Annotated in this window: 22 protein-coding genes; 17 read left to right on the top strand and 5 right to left on the bottom strand. The window is 62.8% G+C overall.

Annotation, left to right across the window (positions count from 1 at the left end; all coding sequences use genetic code 11):
- Positions 1-652: serine hydroxymethyltransferase (locus DID96_RS29555; protein ID WP_124602769.1), on the bottom strand; the 652-nt coding region annotated here is incomplete at its 3' end.
- 788 nt (positions 653-1440) lie between these two features.
- Between DID96_RS29555 and DID96_RS29550 the strand changes: the two genes are divergently transcribed.
- The 12 genes from DID96_RS29550 (at position 1441) to DID96_RS29495 (ending at position 15919) form a co-directional block, all read left to right on the top strand.
- Positions 1441-2730: a glycine betaine/L-proline ABC transporter ATP-binding protein gene (locus DID96_RS29550; RefSeq protein WP_124602768.1), complete on the top strand. Its 1290-nt coding sequence runs from the start codon at positions 1441-1443 to the stop codon at positions 2728-2730.
- A complete protein-coding gene (locus tag DID96_RS29545; protein ID WP_124602767.1) occupies positions 2727-3608 on the top strand; it encodes a proline/glycine betaine ABC transporter permease in 882 nt (293 codons plus the stop codon). The genes DID96_RS29550 and DID96_RS29545 overlap by 4 nt, the downstream gene beginning before the upstream one ends.
- 189 nt (positions 3609-3797) lie before the next feature.
- On the top strand, positions 3798-4679 hold the full coding sequence (locus DID96_RS29540) for a glycine betaine ABC transporter substrate-binding protein (RefSeq protein WP_124602766.1): 882 nt from the start codon (positions 3798-3800) through the stop codon (positions 4677-4679).
- A gap of 161 nt (positions 4680-4840) precedes the next feature.
- Positions 4841-6136, top strand: coding sequence for a serine hydroxymethyltransferase (glyA, locus tag DID96_RS29535; protein WP_124602765.1), 1296 nt, complete (start codon positions 4841-4843; stop codon positions 6134-6136).
- A gap of 192 nt (positions 6137-6328) precedes the next feature.
- Positions 6329-7216: a dihydrodipicolinate synthase family protein gene (locus DID96_RS29530; protein ID WP_124602764.1), complete on the top strand. Its 888-nt coding sequence runs from the start codon at positions 6329-6331 to the stop codon at positions 7214-7216.
- Between the two features lie 6 nt (positions 7217-7222).
- Positions 7223-8554 (top strand): FAD-binding oxidoreductase, encoded by a 1332-nt coding sequence (locus DID96_RS29525; RefSeq protein WP_124602763.1) that lies wholly within the window; start codon positions 7223-7225, stop codon positions 8552-8554.
- A 16-nt stretch (positions 8555-8570) separates the two neighbouring features.
- Positions 8571-10064: an aldehyde dehydrogenase gene (locus DID96_RS29520; RefSeq protein WP_124602762.1), complete on the top strand. Its 1494-nt coding sequence runs from the start codon at positions 8571-8573 to the stop codon at positions 10062-10064.
- Positions 10065-10265: 201 nt separating this feature from the next.
- Entirely contained in the window at positions 10266-11267 is a 1002-nt protein-coding gene (locus DID96_RS29515; protein ID WP_124602761.1) for a LysR substrate-binding domain-containing protein, read from the top strand.
- A gap of 92 nt (positions 11268-11359) precedes the next feature.
- Positions 11360-12397, top strand: a complete 1038-nt coding sequence (locus tag DID96_RS29510) for a GlxA family transcriptional regulator (RefSeq protein ID WP_124602760.1) — start codon at positions 11360-11362, stop codon at positions 12395-12397.
- A gap of 19 nt (positions 12398-12416) precedes the next feature.
- Positions 12417-13346, top strand: coding sequence for a LysR substrate-binding domain-containing protein (locus DID96_RS29505; protein ID WP_124602759.1), 930 nt, complete (start codon positions 12417-12419; stop codon positions 13344-13346).
- Positions 13347-13516: 170 nt separating this feature from the next.
- On the top strand, positions 13517-14773 hold the full coding sequence (locus tag DID96_RS29500) for an SRPBCC family protein (protein WP_124602758.1): 1257 nt from the start codon (positions 13517-13519) through the stop codon (positions 14771-14773).
- Positions 14774-14788: 15 nt separating this feature from the next.
- Positions 14789-15919, top strand: a complete 1131-nt coding sequence (locus tag DID96_RS29495; protein WP_124602757.1) for a hybrid-cluster NAD(P)-dependent oxidoreductase — start codon at positions 14789-14791, stop codon at positions 15917-15919.
- 138 nt (positions 15920-16057) lie between these two features.
- On the opposite strand, the gene DID96_RS29490 is transcribed toward DID96_RS29495, so the two are convergent.
- The gene (locus DID96_RS29490) at positions 16058-16390 is read right to left on the bottom strand and encodes a hypothetical protein (protein ID WP_185732400.1); all 333 of its coding nucleotides are present in this window, start codon (positions 16388-16390) and stop codon (positions 16058-16060) included.
- Between DID96_RS29490 and DID96_RS29485 the strand changes: the two genes are divergently transcribed.
- Positions 16344-17492 (top strand): branched-chain amino acid ABC transporter substrate-binding protein, encoded by a 1149-nt coding sequence (locus DID96_RS29485; protein ID WP_124602755.1) that lies wholly within the window; start codon positions 16344-16346, stop codon positions 17490-17492. The genes DID96_RS29490 and DID96_RS29485 overlap by 47 nt on opposite strands.
- A 340-nt stretch (positions 17493-17832) precedes the next feature.
- On the opposite strand, the gene DID96_RS29480 is transcribed toward DID96_RS29485, so the two are convergent.
- Positions 17833-18144: a high-potential iron-sulfur protein gene (locus tag DID96_RS29480; RefSeq protein WP_124602774.1), complete on the bottom strand. Its 312-nt coding sequence runs from the start codon at positions 18142-18144 to the stop codon at positions 17833-17835.
- Positions 18145-18376: 232 nt separating this feature from the next.
- Here DID96_RS29480 and DID96_RS39620 point away from each other — a divergent pair, with 232 nt between their 5' ends.
- The 4 genes from DID96_RS39620 to DID96_RS29460 all read left to right on the top strand — a co-directional run bounded on the left by DID96_RS39620 (position 18377) and on the right by DID96_RS29460 (position 20520).
- Positions 18377-18715 (top strand): type II toxin-antitoxin system HicA family toxin, encoded by a 339-nt coding sequence (locus tag DID96_RS39620; protein ID WP_409333826.1) that lies wholly within the window; start codon positions 18377-18379, stop codon positions 18713-18715.
- 66 nt (positions 18716-18781) lie between these two features.
- Positions 18782-19195, top strand: coding sequence for a type II toxin-antitoxin system HicB family antitoxin (locus DID96_RS29470; RefSeq protein ID WP_012367238.1), 414 nt, complete (start codon positions 18782-18784; stop codon positions 19193-19195).
- A 498-nt stretch (positions 19196-19693) separates the two neighbouring features.
- The gene (locus DID96_RS29465) at positions 19694-20026 is read left to right on the top strand and encodes a hypothetical protein (protein WP_124602753.1); all 333 of its coding nucleotides are present in this window, start codon (positions 19694-19696) and stop codon (positions 20024-20026) included.
- Between the two features lie 80 nt (positions 20027-20106).
- Positions 20107-20520 (top strand): DoxX family protein, encoded by a 414-nt coding sequence (locus tag DID96_RS29460; protein ID WP_124602752.1) that lies wholly within the window; start codon positions 20107-20109, stop codon positions 20518-20520.
- Positions 20521-20845: 325 nt separating this feature from the next.
- Here the strand turns inward: DID96_RS29460 and DID96_RS38480 are convergent, their stop codons facing one another.
- A complete protein-coding gene (locus tag DID96_RS38480; protein WP_185732399.1) occupies positions 20846-20983 on the bottom strand; it encodes a hypothetical protein in 138 nt (45 codons plus the stop codon).
- A gap of 31 nt (positions 20984-21014) precedes the next feature.
- A complete protein-coding gene (locus DID96_RS29455; RefSeq protein ID WP_124602751.1) occupies positions 21015-21344 on the bottom strand; it encodes an H-NS family nucleoid-associated regulatory protein in 330 nt (109 codons plus the stop codon).
- Between the last annotated feature and the right edge of the window lie 129 nt (positions 21345-21473).

Genomic DNA, 21473 nt, shown 5'->3' with positions numbered 1-21473 from the left:
CCGGGTTCGGGTAGACGCCCGCGGCGATCAGGCCCGCGTAGTGCGCCATGTCGACCATCAGGTACGCGCCGACCGACTTCGCGATCTTCGCGAGACGCTCGAAATCGATCTTCAGCGCGAACGCCGACGCGCCCGCAATGATCAGCTTCGGCTTGTGCTCGTTGGCAAGCGCCTCGGTCTTCTCGTAGTCGATGTCTTCGGCCTCGTTCAGCCCATAGCTGACGACGTTGAACCACTTGCCCGACATATTGACGGGCGAGCCGTGCGTCAGGTGGCCACCTTCGGCGAGGCTCATGCCCATGATCGTGTCGCCCGGCTTGAGCATCGCGAAGAACACGCCCTGGTTCGCCTGCGAACCCGAGTTCGGCTGGACGTTCGCGGCTTCGGCGCCGAACAGTTCTTTCACGCGGTCGATCGCGAGCTGCTCGACGATGTCGACGTATTCGCAGCCGCCGTAGTAGCGCTTGCCCGGGTACCCCTCGGCGTACTTGTTCGTGAGCTGCGAGCCTTGCGCGGCCATCACGGCAGGGCTCGTGTAGTTTTCCGACGCGATCAGCTCGATGTGATCTTCCTGGCGGCGATTTTCCTGCTCGATCGCTGCAAACACTTCGGGATCGACGTTTTCGACGGTACTGGTGGCACGAATGAACATGTCGCTTTCCAAGGGTGAGTGAAGAGGTGTCCTGTCGGATGGGGTTCGCGCCGGGTCTCCAGCGAAGCGGCGTCGCACAGCGCTATTTGAAAAGACAGGAGCCGATTCCGCTAGAACGATTGCGACAAATCGATAGGATGTCGCGGGCATCGCAAAGCCGTATCCACGGATGAATGAAACGCCGAAGGCGTGTGCGTCGCGCATCGGGCGTGGCGCCATTCGCGCGCTTGCTCGCCAGCCTCGCCGTTTGAGTCGTAGCTTCCAGCCGATCGCGCATGCAGTCAATGCCCGTTTGCGTGTCTTCCTCAGGACTTTCCCTTAAATCCCGCTTTCGGGCCGGTGCCCCGTTCGTGCGGCAGCGGGCCGGGCGCCGACCCATTTTTCATCGAGGAGCCCCGACGGTATTGGCGTTGCGCGCCGACCGCTTCCTTGGTCGAGGCGGCGGCAGTCGCTGCGTGCGTCGCATGCATTACCAAAGGTATGGGAAAGGATGGAGAAAATGTAGCTGGATGTCGCAATTTGGCTTGATACGCTGCAATCAATGCATGAACCACCTGATTGAACGCGAATTGCAGCTCGAATATTCCAATATTCGTGCGATTTTCGGTGACTCGTGCGGTTCTTGCGGCCGGCAACGTCTGATTTCGGTGCAAGCTCCGTGAAAACCCGCGAGCTAGCTGAAGGGCGATTTTGCCGGCGAATGCAACGTCGATCGCCGACCGCAAATGTCTGCAACTGCAGAATGCCGCGGGCTTCAATTTCCTGAAACAGCCAGTTGGGATGACAGAATGACCCCGAATCTGAACTATGCGCCAAACGACGTGATAGCGGCGGGCGCCATCAACACGGGCGCCGCGGCGTCGGTGGCCAGGCCGGTTGCCGCGTCCGGAACCGACATCCTGACGGTCAAGAACCTGTCGAAGATCTTCGGCGCAAAGCCCGAACGCGCGGCCGAGCTGATGAGGCAGGGCCGTGGGCGCAACGAGATCTTCGCCGAGACCGGCAACATGGTCGCCGTCAACGACGTGAGCCTGAGCGTCAAGGCCGGCGAAATCTTCGTGATCATGGGGCTGTCGGGTTCCGGGAAATCGACGCTCGTTCGCTTGCTCAACCGGCTGATCGAGCCGACGTCCGGCCAGGTCATTCTCGAAGGCCGCGACATCGCGCCGATGTCGACGCCGGAGCTGCGCGCCGTTCGCCGGCAGAAGATGGCGATGGTGTTCCAGTCGTTCGCGCTGCTGCCGAACCGCACGGTGCTCGACAACATCGCGTACGGCCTCGAAGTGGCCGGCATCAAGAAGGCCGAGCGCTACGACATCGCTCGCGTCGCACTGAAGCGCGTCGGTCTCGGATCGTACGAAAAGCTGCTGCCGAGCGAGCTTTCCGGCGGCATGCAGCAACGGGTGGGCCTTGCGCGCGCGCTTGCGGTGAACCCGTCGGTGCTTCTGATGGACGAGGCGTTCTCCGCGCTCGACCCGCTGATTCGATTCGAGATGCAGAACGAGTTGCTGCGCCTTCAGAAGGAAGAGCAGCGCACGATCGTCTTCATTTCCCACGATATCGAGGAAGCAGTCAAGATCGGCGGCCGGATCGGCATCATGAAGGACGGTTGCCTGATTCAGGTCGGCACGCCTGCCGAGCTCATCCAGTCGCCGGCGGACGAGTACGTGCGGGACTTTTTCCGTAACGTCGACGTGTCGCGCTTCCTGAAGGCTTCGAGTCTGATGACCGGAGTCGACCGCGGGCTGATTTCGTGCGATGCCGGCACGCCGTCCGAGCGTTACCTCAATGAACTGATCGACAGCGGTGCCGAATGCGGTTACGTCTGCGACGAAACCGGCCGGTATCTGGGGTGTGTGACGGCGGCGACGCTGCACAAATCCGGCAGTCGGCCGATTCGGGAGGCCTTCCTCCACGACGTCGATCGCGTGTCGACGGAAACGAATCTGCATCAGCTTGCGGCGATCGCGCTGAACCAGCAACACGATGTGCCCGTCACGGATGCGGCCGGCAGGTTCGCCGGCGTCGTGTCGTGCCGGACGATACTCAAACAGGTGATGGAACGGAGGGCGCCATGAACGCGTCGGTTATCGGGAAGTTCGCAGAAAGCGTCGTCAACTTCCTTTTTCAACATTTCCGCGGCGGTTTCGACGCATTCTCGGCCGGACTCGGCGCGGTGGTGAAGCTGCTGGAAGACGGGCTCGCCGCGATCCCGTTCGTCGCGATGCTCGTGATCCTGATCGGGCTCGCATTGTGGCGTCGCGGCGTCGTGTTTTCGATCTTCGTCGGCTTTGCGCTGCTCGTCATCCACTACATGGGCTTGTGGGCGCAGACGGTGTCCACACTGGCGCTCGTCACGGCCGCGACGTTCTTCAGCCTGGTGATCGGCGTGCCGCTGGGGATCTGGGGCGCCCGGAACAACCGGGTCGGTATGGTGCTGCGTTCGCTGCTCGATTTCATGCAGACGATGCCCGCATTCGTTTACCTGATTCCGGCCGTCATTCTGTTCGGGCTGGGTCGCGTTCCGGCCGTGATTGCCACGATCGTGTTCGCGATGCCGCCGGTCGTACGCCTGACCACGCTCGGGATTCGGCAGGTGCGCGAGGAGCTGATGGAGGCCGGGCGCTCGTTCGGCAGCACCGACTGGCAGCTTCTGTGGAAGATCCAGTTGCCGAACGCATTGCCGTCCATCATGGCCGGCGTGAACCAGACGATCATGATGGCGCTTTCGATGGTGGTGGTCGCGTCGATGATCGGCGCGGGCGGGCTCGGCGAGTACGTGCTGAGCGGCATTCAGCGTCTGGATATCGGGATCGGCTTCGAAGGCGGCCTCGGTGTGGTGTTGCTGGCCATCGTGCTGGATCGCCTGACGGAGAGCTTCGGCGTGAAGGCGAAGAAATCGAGGCCGGCATCCCGGGTAAGGAAGTCGGGCGCAAGCGGCACCGCGCACACCTGACCGATTCCCCGGGGCGACGATCGCAGGCATTCGCGGCGCACGCGATCGACCGAGGTGTTTGAGGAGCGGATCGGCACTGCGCAATCAGTGCCGTCGTGAAAGCAGTACAGCAGTGCGCGGGGACCAGACACGCTACATCAAGGCGTCCGTCATCGTTCAAGGACTTGGTTGATTAAGAAGGAGTACTAGATGAATAGCAATGCGTTCAAATCGCTTCTGGCGAAACTGACGGTGTCGGCAGTCGTTGCTTTCGGGGTCGGCGTCGGCCCGGCCTCGGCCGCCGAGCCGGTCAAGATTGCGGTGACGAACTGGGCGGACGTGCTGGCGGTCGCCAACGTGGCCAAATACGTGCTGGAGAACGATCTCAAGCAACCCGTCCAGTTCGTGCAGGCCGATATCGGCATCCAGTATCAGGGCGTCGCCCGTGGCGATCTGGACATCATGGTGGGCGGCTGGCTGCCGGTCACGCACGCAACGTACTACGCGAAGTACAAGAACGACCTGGATGACGTCGGCGTGATCTATACGGGTGGCAAGAATGGCTGGGCGGTGCCGGCCTACATTCCCGAGGCCCAGCTGTCGTCGGTTGCCGATCTGAACAAGCCCGATGTCAAGAGCAAGCTGAACGGGACGATCCAGGGCATCGAACCGGGCGGCGGCCTGATGCAGGCGTCCGAGAAGACCGTCAAGGCCTACAGCCTCGACGGATACAACCTGCAGGCGTCGAGTGAAGCCGGCATGCTGGCGGGCGTGTCGCGCGCCTATCAATCGAAGCAGTGGATCGTTGCGACGGCCTGGAGCCCGCATTGGCTGTTCCAGAAATGGCAGATGCGCTATCTGAAGGATCCGAAGGGGACGCTGGGTGGCGAGGAGCAGATTCACGCGTTCGCGTCGAAGCAGTTCGCGGGCAAGTTTCCGCGCGCTGACGTGTTCTTCAAGCACTTCAAGCTGACGCTCGCGGATGTCGAGGCGATCGAGTTCGAAGGAAACAACACGAACGACTACGCAACGGCGGCCAAGAAGTTCGTCGACGCGCATCCGGACAAGGTGAAGGCCTGGCTGCAGCAGTAATGCGGCATGGCCGTCTCCATGAGCGGCATGGTGTTGCAGCCCATGGAGCACCGTGCGTGCGGACATGACACGGGGCCGATATTGCATCGGCCCGGCTTGAACGAAATCGGCAGTTTTGCAAGACATGCATCAAGTGATGACCTGCCCATCGGAGTGAGCAAGTGAACGACAACTCGCGCTTTTTTTCGGAACCGCTCCAGAGCCGCGACCCCGTCATCGCGTCGGAGATCGCGCTGGAGGCGCGTCGCCAGCAAACCCGGATCGAGTTGATTGCGTCCGAAAACATCGCATCGGCCGCGGTGATGGAAGCACAAGGCACGGTGCTGACCAACAAGTACGCGGAGGGCTATCCGTCCAGACGGTATTACGGCGGCTGCGACCACGTCGATCGGATCGAGGCGCTTGCGATCGATCGCGCACGCGCGCTGTTCGACGCGGAATATGCGAACGTGCAGCCGCACTCGGGCGCCCAGGCGAACGGCGCGGTGATGCTCGCGCTGGTGAATCCCGGCGACACGGTGATGGGCATGTCGCTCGACGCCGGCGGCCATCTGACGCACGGCGCGCGTCCGGCGCTGTCGGGAAAGTGGTTCAACGCCGTGCAGTACGGCGTGAGTGCAGACACGCTGCGCATCGATTACGACGAGGTTCGCCGGCTGGCCGAGCAGCATCGTCCGAAGCTCATCATTGCGGGCTATTCGGCCTACCCGCGTGCGCTCGATTTTGCTGCATTCCGCGATATCGCGGACGGCGTTGGCGCGATGCTGATGGTGGACATGGCGCACATCGCGGGCATCGTCGCAGCGGGACGGCACCAGAATCCAGTCCGGTTTGCGGACGTCGTGACGTCCACCACGCACAAGACGCTTCGCGGGCCGCGCGGCGGTTTCATCCTGACGAACAGCAGCGACATCGCCAGGAAAATCGATTCGGCCGTGTTTCCGGGCCTGCAAGGCGGGCCGCTGATGCACGTGATCGCGGGAAAGGCGGTTGCATTTGGCGAAGCGCTGCGCCCGGAGTTCACGGCCTATATCGATCAGGTGCTGCGCAACGCGCAGACCCTCGGCAACGTGCTGAAGGCCGGCGGGCTGAACCTGGTCACGGGCGGCACCGACAACCACCTGCTGCTGGTTGACCTGCGTGCCACGCACATCACCGGCATGCAGGCAGAAAAGGCCTTGGAACGGGCGGGCATCACGTGCAACAAGAACGGCATTCCGTTCGACACGGAAAACCCGACCGTCACGTCCGGTATCCGGCTCGGTACGCCGGCCGGCACCACGCGCGGGTTCGGTACAGCCCAGTTCGAGCAGATCGGGGAAATGATTCTCGAAGTCCTGTCGGCACTCGAACGCGATCCGAAAGGGGACGAGAAAGTCGAGCGTGCGGTTCGAAGCCGCGTGCGCGATCTGTGCAGCCTGTATCCGATCCATGCACACGCGGAGGCGTACGCGTAGGTCACGGTGCCCGGGAGATCGCCAGGAATCGATGAAATCGCGTGCCGATCCATTCAGGGCGCGATCGCAATCGCGATTCGCATCGAAAAGTTTTGTTGTCCGGAACGTCAGTCGTATGCTTCCTTCGTCAGCCGAGCACGGTCGTGAAGGCAAGCAGAGATCCTGACCCACTTATTGAAGAGAGGAATCGAAATGAGCTTCGAGGGCGTGCATACACCGCTGGTTACCCCGTTCAGCGCAGACGGCGAAATCGACCATGAATTGCTCGGCCGGCATGCGGCCGACCTGGCCGGCCGCGTGTCGGGCCTCGGTATCGGCGGCACCACCGGCGAATACTACGCGCTGAGTTTCGACGAGCGTGTGCGGACGTTCAATACCGTCGCCGAAGCGGCGGGCGGCAAGACGTTCCTGACGGCCGGCATCAACGCGACGACGACGAAGGAGGTGATTCGCCTGGGCCAGGAGGCCAAGCGGGCCGGCCTGTCGGCGTTGCTGGTGGCCGCACCGTACTACGCGCAGCCGACGCAGGAAGAACTGCTGACCCATTTGCAGAAGGTCGACGATGCGCTCGACATGCCGATCATGCTGTACAACTTCCCGGCGCGCACGGGCACGGCCATCGGCGACGACGTGCTCGCGACCCTGCTCGAGCGGCCGAATTTCGTCGCGATGAAGGAAAGCACGGGCGACATCGCGCATCTGCACCACCTTGCCACGCATTTCGGCGACAGGCTGGTGCTGAGCTGCGGGATGGACGACCAGGCACTCGAGTTCTTTGCGTGGGGCGCGAAAAGCTGGGTTGGGGGTGCGTCGAACTTCCTGCCCGAAGCCCACACCGCGCTGTACGACGCGTGCGTCAAGCAGGGCGATTTCGCGAAGGGCCGCCAGTTGATGGCGCAGCTTCTGCCGGTGCTCGAACTGCTCGAGCGCAGCGGTAAGTTCATTCAATACGTGCGTTGCGGCTGCGAACTGGCAGGGCTGCCCGTCGGTCCGGCGCGTGCGCCGCTCGGCGCGCTGTCGGACGAAGAGCGCAGCGCCTTCGCGCAACTCGTGAAGCCCCTGTTCCGCCAGGCTCAGTGATACGACATGGCCTCGAATCTGGAATTCGCGCGGTTTCCCGCACCTGACGGCGTCAACGGCTGGTGGGAAATCCTGCCGCCGCCTTCGCCGGCCGACACGGTGTCGTCCGAGTGTCGATACGACTGGGTCGTCGTGGGTGGCGGCATTACCGGACTGTGCGCTGCGCGGCGGCTGGCCGAGCTCGCGCCTGGCGCGTCGATCGCACTCGTCGAGGCGGATCGCATCGGACGGACGACAGCCGGACGGAATTCCGGATTTTTCGTCGATCTGCCGCACGACATCAGCAGCGAAAGCTACTCGCGCAGTGTGGAAGAGGACAAGGCCGACGTTCGGTTCCAGCGTCACGGGATCGACTATGTGCGCTCGATCGTGCGTCGGCACGACATCGATTGCGATTGGCGAGACGACGGCAAGTTTCATGCATCGGTCAACAGCAAAGGCGAGGCAGCACTCCAGCATTTTGCAGACGGCCTCGCGCGGATCGACGAAGCGTTCGAATGGCTCGACGGTCCGGCGATTCGCGCGGTGACCGGAACGGATTTCTATCGCGGCGCACTGTTCACGCCCGGTTGCAGCACGGTGCAGCCGGCCGCGCTGATGCGCGGCCTGGCAGCGACGCTGCCGAACAACGTGAAGGTGTTCGAGCTGAGCGCCGTGACGGAAATCGAGCATCGCGGCGATACCAGGGTGCTGCATTTCGCGCACGGCAAGATCGTCGCGAAGCAGGTCGTTCTGTGCACGAACGCGTATGCCGCGACGTTCGGCCGGCATCCGAACGGCTTGCTGCCCGTTTATACGTTCGCGTCGATGACGCGCGTGTTGAACGCGGACGAAGTCAAACGGCTCGGCGGAACGCGATCCTGGTCGCTGATTCCGGCGGACCCGATGGGCACGACCGTGCGCCGGCTGGTGACGGACCGCATCTGCGTGCGCAATCACTTTGCGTTCCGGCCCGGGCTCGAAGTGTCGCCGGCGGATCTGGCGAAGGCGAAGAGCCTGCATCAGCGATCGTTCGATCGGCGCTTCCCGATGCTGAACGGCGTCGAGCTCGAATACACGTGGGGCGGGCCGTTGTGCCTGTCCGCGAACAACGGTGCGTTGTTCGGGCGCCGCGACGACGGCATTTTCGAAGCGGTCGGATGCAACGGCCTCGGCCTGAGCAGGGGATCCGCCTCCGGCAAGCTCATCGCCGAGTATGCGCTGGGTGAATCGAACGAGCTCGTGCGGCAACGGCTGAACCAGCCGCACCCGCGCTCGCTGCCCGTGCGGCCGATCGTCGACATGGCGGTATCGGCCGCGATCTGGGCGAAGGAATTTTCGGCGGGCGCCGAGCTTTGAATTGAGAGGACAGGACATGACGACTCATCAGGAATGGAAACAGAAAGCCGCAGCGTTGCCGCTGGACGGACGCGCGTTCATCGCCGGGCAGCGATGCCCGGCCGCTTCGAAGGAGACGTTCCGTACGCTAAACCCGGCATCGGGCAAGGTGCTGGCCGACGTGGCGAGATGCGATGAAAGGGACGTGAATCGCGCGGTCGAGGCCGCCCGCGACGCGTTCGATTCCGGCGTGTGGTCGAAGGCCGCGCCGGCGCACCGGAAAGCGGTGCTGCTGCGACTCGCGCAACTGATCGACGAGCACACGGAGGAGCTGGCGCTGCTTGAAGCGCTCGAGGCCGGCAAGCCGATCGGCGAATGTCTCGGGCTCGATATTCCCGAGTCGGCGGCCTGCATTCGCTGGCATGCCGAAGTGACTGACAAGCGCTATGACGCGCTTTCCCCGTCGGGATCGGGCGTCGTCAGCATGATCACCCGCGAGCCGATCGGCGTCGTCGGCGCCGTGCTGCCGTGGAATTTCCCGGCACTGATGCTCGCATGGAAGATCGGCCCGGCGCTGTCCGTTGGCAACAGCGTGATCGTGAAGCCGGCCGAGCAGACGTCGCTGTCGACGTTGCGGATCGCCGATCTCGCGGTCGAGGCCGGCCTGCCGGCAGGCGTGTTCAGCGTCGTCACAGGCTTCGGCGAAAGCGCGGGGCAGGCGCTGGGACTTCATCCCGACGTCGATCTCATCGCGTTCACCGGATCGACCGCCACCGGAAAGCGCTTCCTGCACTACTCGGCGGATACGAACCTGAAGCGCGTGGTGCTCGAGTGCGGCGGCAAGAACCCGCAGGTCATTCTTCCCGATGTCGCGAATCTCGATGCGGTGGCCGAGCAGGCCGTCGCGGCCGCGTTCTGGAACATGGGGGAGAACTGCAGTGCCGGTTCCCGCATGCTCGTTCCGGCGCACCGGAAGGCGGAACTGCTGGAGAAAATGCAGGCGGTGCTTGCCGGCTGGAAGACCGGCGACCCGCTCGACCCTGGCGTGAAGCTCGGCGCGCTGATCGAGGAACACCACTACGAAAAAGTGCTCGCGCACATCGAGAAGGCGAAGGAGGAAGGCGCTCGCGTCGTATGTGGAGGACGCGCGACGCTGACGGAAACCGGCGGATGGTTCGTCGAGCCGACGATCTTCGATCAGGTGACGCCTGAGATGAGCATTGCGCGCGAAGAGGTGTTCGGGCCGGTCGTCTGCATCATCGAATACGAGGATGTCGACGACGCGGTTCGAATCGCCAACGACACGTGCTACGGGCTTGCCGCTTCGCTGTGGACGGATAACGTGAACAGCGCCCACAAGATCGCGGCCCGCATCCGTGCGGGGACGGTGACTGTCAACTGCTTCGGCGAAGGGGATCTGTCGACGCCGTTCGGCGGCTTCAAGCAGTCGGGCTTCGGCGGGCGCGACAAGTCCGTCTATGCGCACGACCAGTATTGCGAGTTGAAGACCACCTGGCTCAAGCTCGATTGAAGGGGGGGGTACGCACGCCAGCCCGGTCTGTCTGCCGGGCTGGCGGCGCTTGCCATCCGGCACGAGGACTCGCACACTCGTTTTATGCGGACCCTTGTCGTTGTTCGTGGCACGATAGCGGGATTTTCGCCGGCAGCGTGAGCGTGATGACGAACGGCGCGTTCGCGTGCGTTGCGCGTATCCGTTTTGAGAGTAAAACCCATGTCGAAGAAGCAGCTATTTACGGACAGACTCCTCGCCCAGATGCCGTCGCTTCGGGCGCTGAGGTGCTTCGTGACGGCGGCGCGATACGAGAGCTTCACGCAGGCCGCGGAGGTGCTGTGCGTGACCCAGGCGGCAATCAGCAGACAGATCAAGGAGCTCGAAGATTCCCTCGACGTCGCGCTGTTCGAGCGCACCGGCAGGCATATCGCGCTGACCGACGCCGGCCGCATCCTGTACAACGCGTCATATCTGTCGATCATGAACATCGCGGAAGCGGCGGAGGCCGTGCGCCGCACGGACAAGCATGCGTTGACGATCTGCGTGTCGCATACGTTTTCCGCGCTGTGGCTGTCGGCCCGGCTGCCGGCGTTCCGCGAACGATTTCCGGATATCCGGATGCACGTGATGGTCACCGAGCACTTCATGGAGCTCGACGAGCTGATGGAGCCCGACATCATCATCACGAAGAACCCGCCGCGTGAGGCCGAGTTCGAAGTCGGGCCGCTGTTCCATGACATCGTCTACCCGGTCTGCAGCCCGTCGTTTCACGATCGGCATTTTCGCGGCAGGACGCTGAAGCCGCTGGACCTGCTGTCGCAACCGACGCTGAACCTGTCGCTGCTGGGGCGTGCGCAGATTTGCGAGCACGTGGACTGGCGCGTGTGGCGAAACTGGTTTCAGCAGGGCGACGGCACCGATCTGCTGGTCGAGAACAGGAATCTGGAGAGCAACGACTACCGGCTCCTCGTCGCGCAGGCCGAAGCCGGCGAGGGGACGCTGCTTGGCTGGCATCACCTCGTGCATCGCCAGGTCGAGCAGGGGAGCCTGATGCGGCCGGTTCCGGATGTGATCGTGTTTCGTGACCGTCATCACTATCTGATTACCCACAAGAACGCACGGTCGCGCCCGGAGTATCGGCAGTTTCGCGACTGGCTCGACGAGGAGGTCGGCACGATGATGCGTGGCTGGCTCGACGTCGGCGTCGACGTCGCCAGATAGCGGGCGATGAAATCGAACTCGCGAGGCGCCGCGCGGTCCGTCGAATGCTCGTCGTTCTCAAATGTTTGAATTGCATTGACGCAGGCCGTCCCATGGTTAGCCACTCGATCGACGCCAACGCGGCAGCTTCACGGCCCCTCCGCTTCGGAATCGTGCTGTTACCGAACTTCACCTTGACCGCATTCTCCGGTTTCGTCGACCTGCTCAGGCTCGCGAGCGACGAAGGCGACATGAGCCGACCGGTTCGATGCTCATGGACCATCGTCGGCGAAAATCTCGTTCCCGTCCGCGCGAGCTGTGGAATCCAGATCACGCCGTGGACGACCTTCGAAGAAGCGGAGGCGCTCGACTACGTCGTGATCGTGGGCGGGCTGCTGCATTCGGGGCAGCCGGCGAGCGACGCGACCTTGGCGTTCATACGCGCGATGGCCAGCACCTCGGCCACGCTCGTGGGCGTCTGCACGGGCGCGTTCGCGCTCGTCCGGGCCGGCGTGATGAGCGGCTATCGAATCTGCGTGAGCTGGTTCCACTATTGGGATTTCGTCGAGCGCTTCCCGAGCATCGACGAGCGCAACCTCGTCGCCGACCGGCTTTTCGTCGTCGACAGACGGCGCATCACCTGCTCCGGCGGGCGCGCATCGATCGATGTGGCTGCCGCGATCCTGCTTCGCCATTTCGACGCGACGATCGTCCGGAAGGCGCTGCGCATCCTGCTGGTGGACGATGCGCAGAAAGGGAATGCGCCGCAACCGCATCCTCCGGGGCTCGAGCCCGCGACGCATCCGAAGGTCAGGCGGGCCATCCTGTTGATGGAGCAGCACATCGGCCAGCCGCTGAGCCAGGTCGAGCTGGCCCGACGGCTCGAAGTGTCGGTGCGGCAGCTCGAACGTCTGTTCGCGACGGAAACCGGCAAGTCGCCTCGCGCTTATGCGAGACAGATTCGCATACGAATGGCGTCATGGCTGCTGACGAGTTCCGATCGCACCGTGGCCGATATCGCGACGTCCTGCGGGTTTTCCGATGCGTCGCACCTCGGTCGCGAGTTCAGGAAGGAATTCGGAGAGTCGCCGAACGCGTATCGTGCGGCACGGCTGCCGAATGCCGCGGAGACGGTGCTGGTCGACTCATGAGCCTTCGCGCATCCCGAACATGAAACCTGCGACGTCTCCCCCCAAAGGCTACCGTCGGATCATCCCTTCGGTGACCGCGCTCGTCGAATTCGAAGCGGTCGCGCGGCTCGGCAGCTTCACGCTGGCCGCCCACGAACTGGGCGTCACGCAGGCCGCGGTGAGCCGCCAGGTCAAGTTTCTCGAAGACACACTCGGGTGTCGCCTGTTTCACCGTCTGCACCGGTCGATCGAGCTCACCGAGGAAGGGCGCGCGCTGTATCTGGTTGTCGCCGAGTCGATGCAGAAAATTGCCGGAGTATTCGACCGGCTGGCGCGCGGCCCCGCCCGGCGGGAACTCGTGCTCGCGGCCACGGCCGCGTTTTCCCGTTTCCGCCTGCTGCCGAGGCTCGCGTCGCTGAAGCAGGCCCAGCCGGATCTGCAGCTTCGGCTCTCCACGCTGATGTTCACCGCGGATCTGCGGCACAAGGAGATCGACGTCGCGGTGCGGTATGGAAACGGACGATGGGGCGACGGCACCGCGACGCTGCTGTTCGATGAGGAAGTGTTTCCGGTCTGCTCACCGGCGTGGCTCGAATCGCGAGGCAGGCCCGAGTCGTTGCAGGACATCGCGAACGCCGCGCTCATCGAGTCCGATTCGACGTCGGAGGGCTGGATGGGATGGGAAGCGTGGTTTCACGCGGTCGGATTCTATCCCGTGCGGCTGAATTTCACGTTTCGATGCAGCCTGTACACCGACGCAATCGAGGCAGCCCGCTACGGCCAGGGCATCGCGCTCGGCTGGGGCAGGCTCGTCCACGACCTGCTCGACGCGGGAGAACTGGTTCGACTGCCGGCCGCATCGCTCAGGATGGTTGACGCGTACTACATCGTCGTGCCGCACGGGCGCACGATTACCCCCGAAATCGACGGCCTGATCGACTGGCTACGGGCCGACATCGACCGGGGCTGAAGCGCTGGCGCAGCCGCGCCGGGCCGCCGTCGGCGGCGCCCGCGGTCGCATGACCTGAAGTAATGCCAGACCGAAAATAAAGCGCGTTGACGCTCTTTTTCGTCAATCCAATACTGGGTTCAAGCGGGAACAAGCGAAGTCCCGAGACCCCTGATCATTGGAGAAAGACGATGTCTGAATTGCAAGCGAAGACCCATGGCGAGTTGATCCGGAGCCGCCGGCCCGGCTATGGGATGCCCGGAGCACTGTTCGGTCGCCAGGACGTCTTCGAAACGGACGTCGGGATTTTCTTCCACAAGCACTGGATCCTGGTCGGCGTCACCGCGGACGTTCCCGAGCCGGGCGACGTGTCGACCGTCGACATCGGCAAGGCGTCGATCATCATCGTTCGCGACGACGACGAGAACGTTCGCGCATACAGAAACGTCTGCCGTCATCGCGGCGCGCGCCTCAAGGAAGCCGGAAAATCGACGGTCGGCATGCTCGTGTGTCCTTATCATCAATGGACGTACGATCTCGACGGCAGCCTGCGCCACGTGACGCACATGGGCAAGGATTTCGACACGCGCTGCCGCAGCCTGCTGCCGGTGCACACGAAGATCATCGGCACGCACATTTTCGTATGCCTCGACGATCGTGCGCCGGAGGACATCGCGAAGCTGGAACAGACGATGACGGCGCGTTTCGCGCCCTACGACCTGCAGAACACGAAGATTGCGTTCGAGCAGGAGATCATCGAGAACGGCAACTGGAAGCTGGTCATCGAGAACAACCGCGAGTGCTACCATTGCGCGGGCACGCATCCGGAACTCACCGCGTCGTTCCTGCCGGAAGACTTCGGGTTCTGCCCCGAGAACCTCAGCGAAGAGTCGCTTCGCGCGCTGGAAGCGTACAAGGAGCGTAATGCCGCGTGTCAGGCGAGCTGGGAGCGCGACGGGTTCGTCGGTGCGTCCGTCGAGTGGCTCGACGAGGAAGCGGTTACCCAGTTCAGGACGCAGCAACTCGTGATCGCCGGCAGCGGCGAGTCGCAGACGATCAGCACCAGGGTCGCCAGCACGAAGCTGTTCGGCAATCTGCAGCGGCGCGATCTCGGCGACACGCATCTCTGGACGCACAATTCGTGGACGCACGTGATGAGCGACCATGCCGTCGTCTCGTACATCATCCCGCTCGCGCCGGACAGGACGCTCGTGCGCTCGAAATGGCTCGTCCATGCGGACGCGGTGGAGGGCGTCGATTACACCCTTTCCAATCTGACGGAAGTGTGGAGCGCGACGAACCGGCAGGACAAGCACCTCGTCGAGATCACGCACGAAGGCACGCAGGATCCGGCGTATTCGCCCGGCATGTTCTCGCCGTTCACCGAGGCCTACGTGGACCAGTTCTCGCGCTGGTATGCGGCGCGGCTGAAGGCGCACGGCGTCTGACGGGGAAGCGCGAACATGAACACCATTCAGACGATGTTCGACCCTGCACCGGAAGTAGCGGACCGTCTTGCCGACACCCGCACGTGGGAGCGCGGCGCCAGGGCCTGGCCGAGCAGCGAGCGGCAGACGCTGACCTGTTGCCGCGTGATCGACGAAACGCACGACGTCAGGAGCTTCGAATTTCGCACGGCGGACGGATTGCCCGTGCGATTCGAGCCCGGGCAATTCCTGACGGTATCGGCATGTGTGGGCGGGCAACCCGTCGAGCGCTGCTACACGATTTCGTCGCCCCCGACGCGCCCGTATCTCGTGTCCATCACCGTCAAGCGGGTGCCGGGCGGGATCATGTCGAACTGGCTTCATGACAACATGAAGCCGGGGGCGCGGCTCGACGCAAACGGCCCGTCCGGCACGTTCACGTCGACCGCATCGCCTGCCGCGAAGACGCTGTTTCTGTCGGCCGGCTCGGGCGTGACGCCGCTGATGTCGATGACGCGAGCGAGCATCGATCTCGGGCTGGATCGCGAGATCGCGTTCGTGCACAGCGCAAGAACACCCGCCGATATCGTTTTCCGCGACGAGCTGCAGCGGCTGGCGAAACTGTCGCCGCGTCTTCGTCTGTTCTTCGTGTGCGAAGGTGTCGGCGATGAAGCGCATTGGGCGGGCGGCACGGGCCGCCTCAGTCTCCCGATGTTGTCGGAATGGGTGCCCGACTACGCCGACCACGAGGTATTCACCTGCGGGCCGGGCGGCTACATGGGCGCGGTACGCGCCCTGCTTCGCGAAGGCGGTCACGACCCGGCCCGCTATCACCAGGAAAGCTTCGATATTGCCGCGGGTGCCGCGCTGGAACCGGCCCAGGCCGAATGCGCGTCAGGCCAGCAGACCTTCACGGTGAAGCTGTCCCGCTCGTCGAAGCGCTTCACGATGAGCGGATCGGAAACCGTGCTGGCGGCTGCGAAGAAGGCCGGCGTGGCCGTCGCGTCGTCCTGCAGCCAGGGCGTGTGCGGCACGTGCAAGATCCGGCTTCTCGAGGGCGCGGTGGACATGCAGCACAACGGCGGAATCCGGGATCGGGAGGTGCAGAAGGGGTTTCGGCTGCTGTGCTGCAGCCGACCGACGTCCGATCTGGTGCTGGAGCTTTGACTCACCACCCGGAGAACCGGGCGACGTTGTGTACGAACGGTCTCCACGGGCTATCCGGGCATCGTCCTGCCCTTCCAGGAATGGTTGTGACGCATGTCAGGCTCCGATGCCGGTCGCGTGCCGGCTGACATGGTTGCATCATGACCTGCCGCAGCCGGAGTTGGCCATCGCCCGGTCGCAGCCCGTCTGGCGCTGATCGTGGGTGAAATTCGAGCGCAGGCGAGCTTCTTGATGAACACGCATGAAATCCAGGCAGTTTGATTCTTGCCGGGTTGCTGTTTGGATATATAGTTCAACATAACAGCCCGTCGTGGAACATTTGTTCAGGAACTGTGGGCCTGAACGCAGTGGAGAATTGGGGGCAAATGTCGAACCGATCAATGGCGGCGATTGCCCGATTCGTCTTGTCATCGGGATTGAATCCATGCTCAACTTTTCACACAGATTGCTCGCCGCCTGCTTGAGCGCCATTGCGTTGTCCGTCGCGTGCGGTCCGTCGTACGGGCAGCAGGTCGTCAAGATCGGCGTGTCCAGCCCACTGACGGGGCAGAGTGCCGCGAGCGGGAAGGACATCGAGAATGGCGTGCGCCTCGCGATCGAGGAGGCGAACGCCCAGCACGTCAAGCTTGGCGGGCAGGAAGTCCGTTTCGAACTCGATTCGGTCGATGATCAGGGCGACCCGCGCATTGGCGTGCAGGTCGCGCAAAAGCTCGTCGACGATGGCGTGGTCGCGGTGGTCGGGTACTACAACTCCGGCGTGGCGCTTCCGTCCGAGCCGATTTTCGCGAAGGCCGGCATTCCGCTGATCGATCCCGCGGCGACCAATCCGGCCATTACGCACCAGGGGCTGAAGACGGTCTTCCGTATCATTGCGACCGACGCGCAGAACTCCGGCAATGCAGGCAAGTATGCGGTGACCGTCACGAAGGCGCAGCGCATCGCGGTGATGGACGACCGGACCGCGTTCGGCCAGGGGGCCGTGGAGGAATTCAAGAAGACCGTCGATGCGGCCGGCGGCAAGATTACCGCGTCGGAATTCACGAACGACAAGGCGGTCGAGTTCAACGCGCAGCTGACGAATATCAAGGCCGCGAACGCCGACATGCTGTACTTCGGCGGTCTCGACGTTCAGGCCGGGCTGATCACGAAGCGGATGCGGCAGCTCGGCATGCGCACCTTGTTCGTCGGCAGCGGCGGCATTGCCGACCGGATCTTCATCAACGAGGCGGGTCCTGCCGCGGAAGGCGCGATGGCGTGGGAATACGGGCGCCCGATCGAAACGCTGCCGCAAGGCAAGGCCTTCGTCCAGAAGTACAAAAAACGCTTTGGCACCGACATGTTGACCTATGCGCCGTTTGCGTACGACTGCGCATGGGTGGCGATCAACGCGATGAAGCAGGCCAATTCCGCGAAACCCGCCGAGTTCCTGCCGGCGCTGCGTGCGACGCAATACGAAGGCATTACCGGAAAGATCGCATTCGACGCGAACGGCGACCTCAAGAACCCGACCTCGACGCTCTATCAGGTGAAGGGCGGCCGCTGGGTTCCGGTCACGACGATCGGAGCGGACTGACGCGCCCGCGTCCCCCGTGCTCCATAACAAGGCCCGATCCTTTGCATAAGTCGGCGTGAAGAAACGCGGCGACTTGCTTGATGACCTTGGCTGCCGATAGGCAATGCCGTTGGCAGCATCGCCTATCGGCCGCTCGTCATTCGCGGAATCGGCCCCGTTCCGCGATGGAACGATGCAAGGGTCGCCGTACGGCTTCAGAGTCGATCGAGCGCCATGGCCGGTCACTCGCCCGGTACCGGGCGTTCCGATAGCGCGTTTCGCCGTATTCCCGAACCGGTTACGCCGGCAGGACGAAACAACCCGGCGCTCGATCGACTGTTGGGCGGATGGCGAGCGAGCCTCAGGTTTTTTTCACGTAAGCGTTACACCATCCCTTTGCAAAGACCAGCTTGCCGCCATAGGTTGAACACGGACCCATCTCGGAGCCGGCCGCGCCCTGATAAAGCTGGCAATTGGCGCAAGTCTGCCCGGACTGGTACCGGGAAAACTTCGCCTTGTCCACCTTAGAAGCATCCGCTTTGTAGCCGAGGGCCAGCGCGGTCGGATCGTTCTCGGACAGCACCGGGGCGGCCGCTTGCGCCCCGTTGGGGAGAACTGTTGTCGACGCGACGGACGTGACGAGGATCATGAAGTGACGGCGGGTGAGTGGCATGATCGAGACTCCTTTTGCAAGGCGGGCCGGTAGCATCCGACGAGAGGCCGCCGCACCGCTCGTGGTTCTTAGCAAGTGGTATTCCTGGATCCGGTAGCCGAACCAGGCGGCCAGTGCGAGTGACACCAGCCACACCACGCCGATCACGACGGCCGTCCCACGGCTGACGGCCCGTACGGCGCTGCTCCACGAACTGGAAATCCTCCTTCCAGGCCGACGTCGCGACGCCCGAATGACCGGATTCAGCGGGTATTTTTACACACCACATACACAAATTTTCCTTGCATTCCTCCATGGTGTGTATAGACTACACACTGGGTCGGGAGAAAGGGGGTATGTATGGCGACAGCTTTGGCGAAGGACATGGTGCGGCGTTATGGATTCGAGAACAGTGATACGGCGGCTTGAGCAGGATGGGTGGGTGCAAAAGCGGGTGAAGGGTAGTCATCATCACTTCAGGCACGCGAGCAAGCCAGGCACGGTAACGGTGCCGCATCCAGAGAAAGACCTCACGATTGCGACGCTGAAAAGCATCGAGAGGCAATCTGGTTTAACACTCACCGGGCAGTAAGGCCGGTGGCTACAACGGACCCCGAGGGCCGCAACCGGTCAGCGGGTTCCAAACAAGGAGTTGAATGTGAGATTTTTCGTCGCTGTCGACAAGCAAGAGGGCACCGATTATGGCGTTGTCGTACCGGATTTTCCGGGCTGCAACTCGTGGGGCACGACGCTCGAACAAGCGCTCGAAAACACGCAAGAGGCTATCGAGGGATGGGTTGAAACTTCCGTCGAGGCGGGGGACGAGGTTCGCTTCGAGCCCACGTCGTTTGAGGAACTTCGCGACAACCCAGACTATGCCGGCTCATTTTGGGCTGTCGTAGATATTGATCCTTCGAAATTTGATATGAAGCCAGAGCGTGTGAATATAAGTTTGCCGCGCTTCGTGCTTACACAGATTGACGCCTTCGCGGAGGCCCACAAGGAAACGCGTAGCGGCTTTCTTGTTCGTGCGGCACTAGAAGCCATTCGGCACGAGCAGACAGCCGTCTGATCGAAAAAGCCCCGCCGGAGTGGGCACGGAGTTTCCGTGCTTGGGCTACTTGGATTCGGCCTGATTCGGGTCGCACAGCAGGCACGTAATGCCATCGAGATCGACTCATTCGATTGCACGCCGAACCCTGCCGTATTATCGGCAGCGAACTCCTATGCCGCGATTAGCATCAGTGGGGAGACTCGCTGGCGTACCGGAACTGTAAGGCCGCAGTGGCCACTGGCAGCGCTGCGGGAGTGCCGCTGGACTTCAATTAGTTGCACTTGCCAGGCGCGGACTTCCTCTGGACCCAGTACCTCGGGAGAGCACCCGAAATGTTGGGCAAAGGCCTTCACCTGCTGGAGGAAGCGCGTTGGGTATTGGCCGCGAGGCTGCATCAGGAAGAAACCACAGCTTGCATCGGCCAACAATTCAGGGGGCTCCAATGACGAATGATCCTGCCGGCTCGACTTGGAAAAAGTGGGACTTGCACGTCCACACTCCGTCATCGAGCTGCGCTTGGACAAGTTCGCCGGGGTGGTCAAGAAGGAGAAGGATGGTACCGTCTGGGACAGTTTTCTTTGCTTAAAAAAGCGAGAACAATTTGTTTGCTCCGGTTTAGGTTTCGTTTGCGATGCCCAATTCGACCGAAGCTCCCGCCCGATCCACTCCAATTGTCCACCAAAACGTGACAGCCATTCCGTTTTTGACGGATTGATGATTCCTGCTGAGACAGTAGACTGCACCTGTGCTTCGCCAGATCCGATCCGGCACCCGCGCCAGGCGGCGCAACCGGATCGAATCGTCGGCAGCGGGCTGTTCCGGTCCGCCACCCGAACGCGCGAAGGGTAGTCCGTCGGTGCACGCATCCCGTCGAATCGGGCAGCGCTCACGGCCGGACGCGTGAATCCGTCAAATCGAAGGGGCTTGCTATGCGTTACGTTTCACTGGAATCGAAGAAGGACGAGCTGCTGCTCGTGGCTCGCGTGCTGTTGATGGTGCTGTTCATGCTGTTCGGCTGGCAGAAGCTGGTCGGCTTCTCGGGCACCGTCGCCTACATGGCGTCGACCGGATCGCCGTCGCCCGAGCTGTCGGCGGTGATCGCGGTGGGTGTCGAACTGATCGGCGGCGTGCTGATCGCGATCGGCTTCTACACGCGGCCGCTCGCGCTGGCGCTTGCCGTGTACACGCTGGCCACCGGGTTCATCGGCCACCGCTACTGGGCGCTGCACGGGATGGACCAGTACATCGCGATGATCAACTTCTACAAGAACGTCAGCATCATGGGCGGCTTCCTGTTGCTCGCGCTGACGGGGCCGGGGAAGTACTCGCTCGACAGGAAGTAAGGTCTGGCGCATCGCGCAACGTGCGATGCGACGAGCCCGGCACGCGGTTGCGCGCCGGGCTTTTTGCTGTTGGAGGGTTCGGTTGCCCGTTAGCGAAGCGGAACGCCGGCGTGCCCGATGCGGAAACGGCGGGTTTCAGGCGAAAGCAGCGTCGAGCGTGGAAGTGCGGTGCGCAACGTCACATTTCGATTGCAGCGTGACATATGGTTGTGTGCGCAACCATGTTGGCGTGAACAGTGCTGCCACGTGTCCGCAATGCGTTGCGAAGCGGAGACGCTTGAGCCCGCATTCGAGCCCGCGGACAGGCGGGCCATCGCGCTTCACGTCAGGGACGATCCGAATCGGCTTCACGAAGCGCGCGCGCAAGCAGCACGAGGGTGAGCGCGATCAGCCCGCAGATGATCGCGAGGACGACGGTCGGGTCCAGTGCGGCAAACCAGCTGACGGCCTGTTGCAGTTCCATCGCGCGTCACCATCGATTGGCGGTTCGGGGGTCAGTCGGATGTCTCGGGCCAGAACAGCTGCGGCGTGCGGTCGACGAGGTACGCGTCGAGTACCTTGCCTTCGAGCCATTTGGGGCGCCGGCCATGTCCGGACCACGAGCGACCGGACGAAGGGTCGTAATACTTCGCAGGCGCCTGCCGCTTTCTCGGCGTCACATACCCGAGTGCAATCAGGACTTCCTGTTGCGAGATGTCGTAGAACTCGACCTGTTTCTTGAATTCAGTCAGAACAGCCTGTTTCTCGGCTTTCTTGGCATCGGCCAGAAGCTGTTCGGTTTCGCGCAACTGGGCCTGGAGATCTTGAAGGGTAGTGCTGACCATCGATTCGTCGACTGAAGAGAGAGGTAAAGGAAAAACAGACAGCTTCCGTATCTGCAAGTTCTGGAGATCTAACCGCGGAGCCCGGTGCATGACCGCCCCGCCTGTCGGTTCTGACTGAGATTATGCCTT

The sequence above is a fragment of the Burkholderia sp. Bp8963 genome (genome assembly GCF_003854275.1).
In the GTDB taxonomy this organism is placed as follows: Bacteria; Pseudomonadota; Gammaproteobacteria; order Burkholderiales; family Burkholderiaceae; genus Burkholderia.
The sequence above is the reverse complement of the archived record's forward strand: the minus strand, read 5'-3'. Positions and strand labels throughout refer to the sequence as shown.

Bases quoted from the DNA above. Each gene is read 5' to 3' on its own strand.
- DID96_RS29515 (WP_124602761.1), top strand. From the start codon at position 10,266: ATGTCGAAGAAGCAGCTATTTACGGACAGACTCCTCGCCCAGATGCCG.
- DID96_RS29480 (WP_124602774.1), bottom strand. From the start codon at position 18,144: ATGCCACTCACCCGCCGTCACTTCATGATCCTCGTCACGTCCGTCGCG.
- DID96_RS29540 (WP_124602766.1), top strand. From the start codon at position 3,798: ATGAATAGCAATGCGTTCAAATCGCTTCTGGCGAAACTGACGGTGTCG.
- DID96_RS29455 (WP_124602751.1), bottom strand. From the start codon at position 21,344: ATGGTCAGCACTACCCTTCAAGATCTCCAGGCCCAGTTGCGCGAAACC.
- DID96_RS29505 (WP_124602759.1), top strand. From the start codon at position 12,417: ATGAAACCTGCGACGTCTCCCCCCAAAGGCTACCGTCGGATCATCCCT.
- DID96_RS29550 (WP_124602768.1), top strand. From the start codon at position 1,441: ATGACCCCGAATCTGAACTATGCGCCAAACGACGTGATAGCGGCGGGC.
- DID96_RS38480 (WP_185732399.1), bottom strand. From the start codon at position 20,983: ATGGAACTGCAACAGGCCGTCAGCTGGTTTGCCGCACTGGACCCGACC.
- DID96_RS29495 (WP_124602757.1), top strand. From the start codon at position 14,789: ATGAACACCATTCAGACGATGTTCGACCCTGCACCGGAAGTAGCGGAC.
- DID96_RS29525 (WP_124602763.1), top strand. From the start codon at position 7,223: ATGGCCTCGAATCTGGAATTCGCGCGGTTTCCCGCACCTGACGGCGTC.
- DID96_RS29485 (WP_124602755.1), top strand. From the start codon at position 16,344: ATGCTCAACTTTTCACACAGATTGCTCGCCGCCTGCTTGAGCGCCATT.
- DID96_RS39620 (WP_409333826.1), top strand. From the start codon at position 18,377: ATGACCGGATTCAGCGGGTATTTTTACACACCACATACACAAATTTTC.
- DID96_RS29490 (WP_185732400.1), bottom strand. From the start codon at position 16,390: ATGGCGCTCAAGCAGGCGGCGAGCAATCTGTGTGAAAAGTTGAGCATG.
- DID96_RS29500 (WP_124602758.1), top strand. From the start codon at position 13,517: ATGTCTGAATTGCAAGCGAAGACCCATGGCGAGTTGATCCGGAGCCGC.
- DID96_RS29510 (WP_124602760.1), top strand. From the start codon at position 11,360: ATGGTTAGCCACTCGATCGACGCCAACGCGGCAGCTTCACGGCCCCTC.
- DID96_RS29520 (WP_124602762.1), top strand. From the start codon at position 8,571: ATGACGACTCATCAGGAATGGAAACAGAAAGCCGCAGCGTTGCCGCTG.
- DID96_RS29545 (WP_124602767.1), top strand. From the start codon at position 2,727: ATGAACGCGTCGGTTATCGGGAAGTTCGCAGAAAGCGTCGTCAACTTC.
- DID96_RS29460 (WP_124602752.1), top strand. From the start codon at position 20,107: ATGCGTTACGTTTCACTGGAATCGAAGAAGGACGAGCTGCTGCTCGTG.
- DID96_RS29530 (WP_124602764.1), top strand. From the start codon at position 6,329: ATGAGCTTCGAGGGCGTGCATACACCGCTGGTTACCCCGTTCAGCGCA.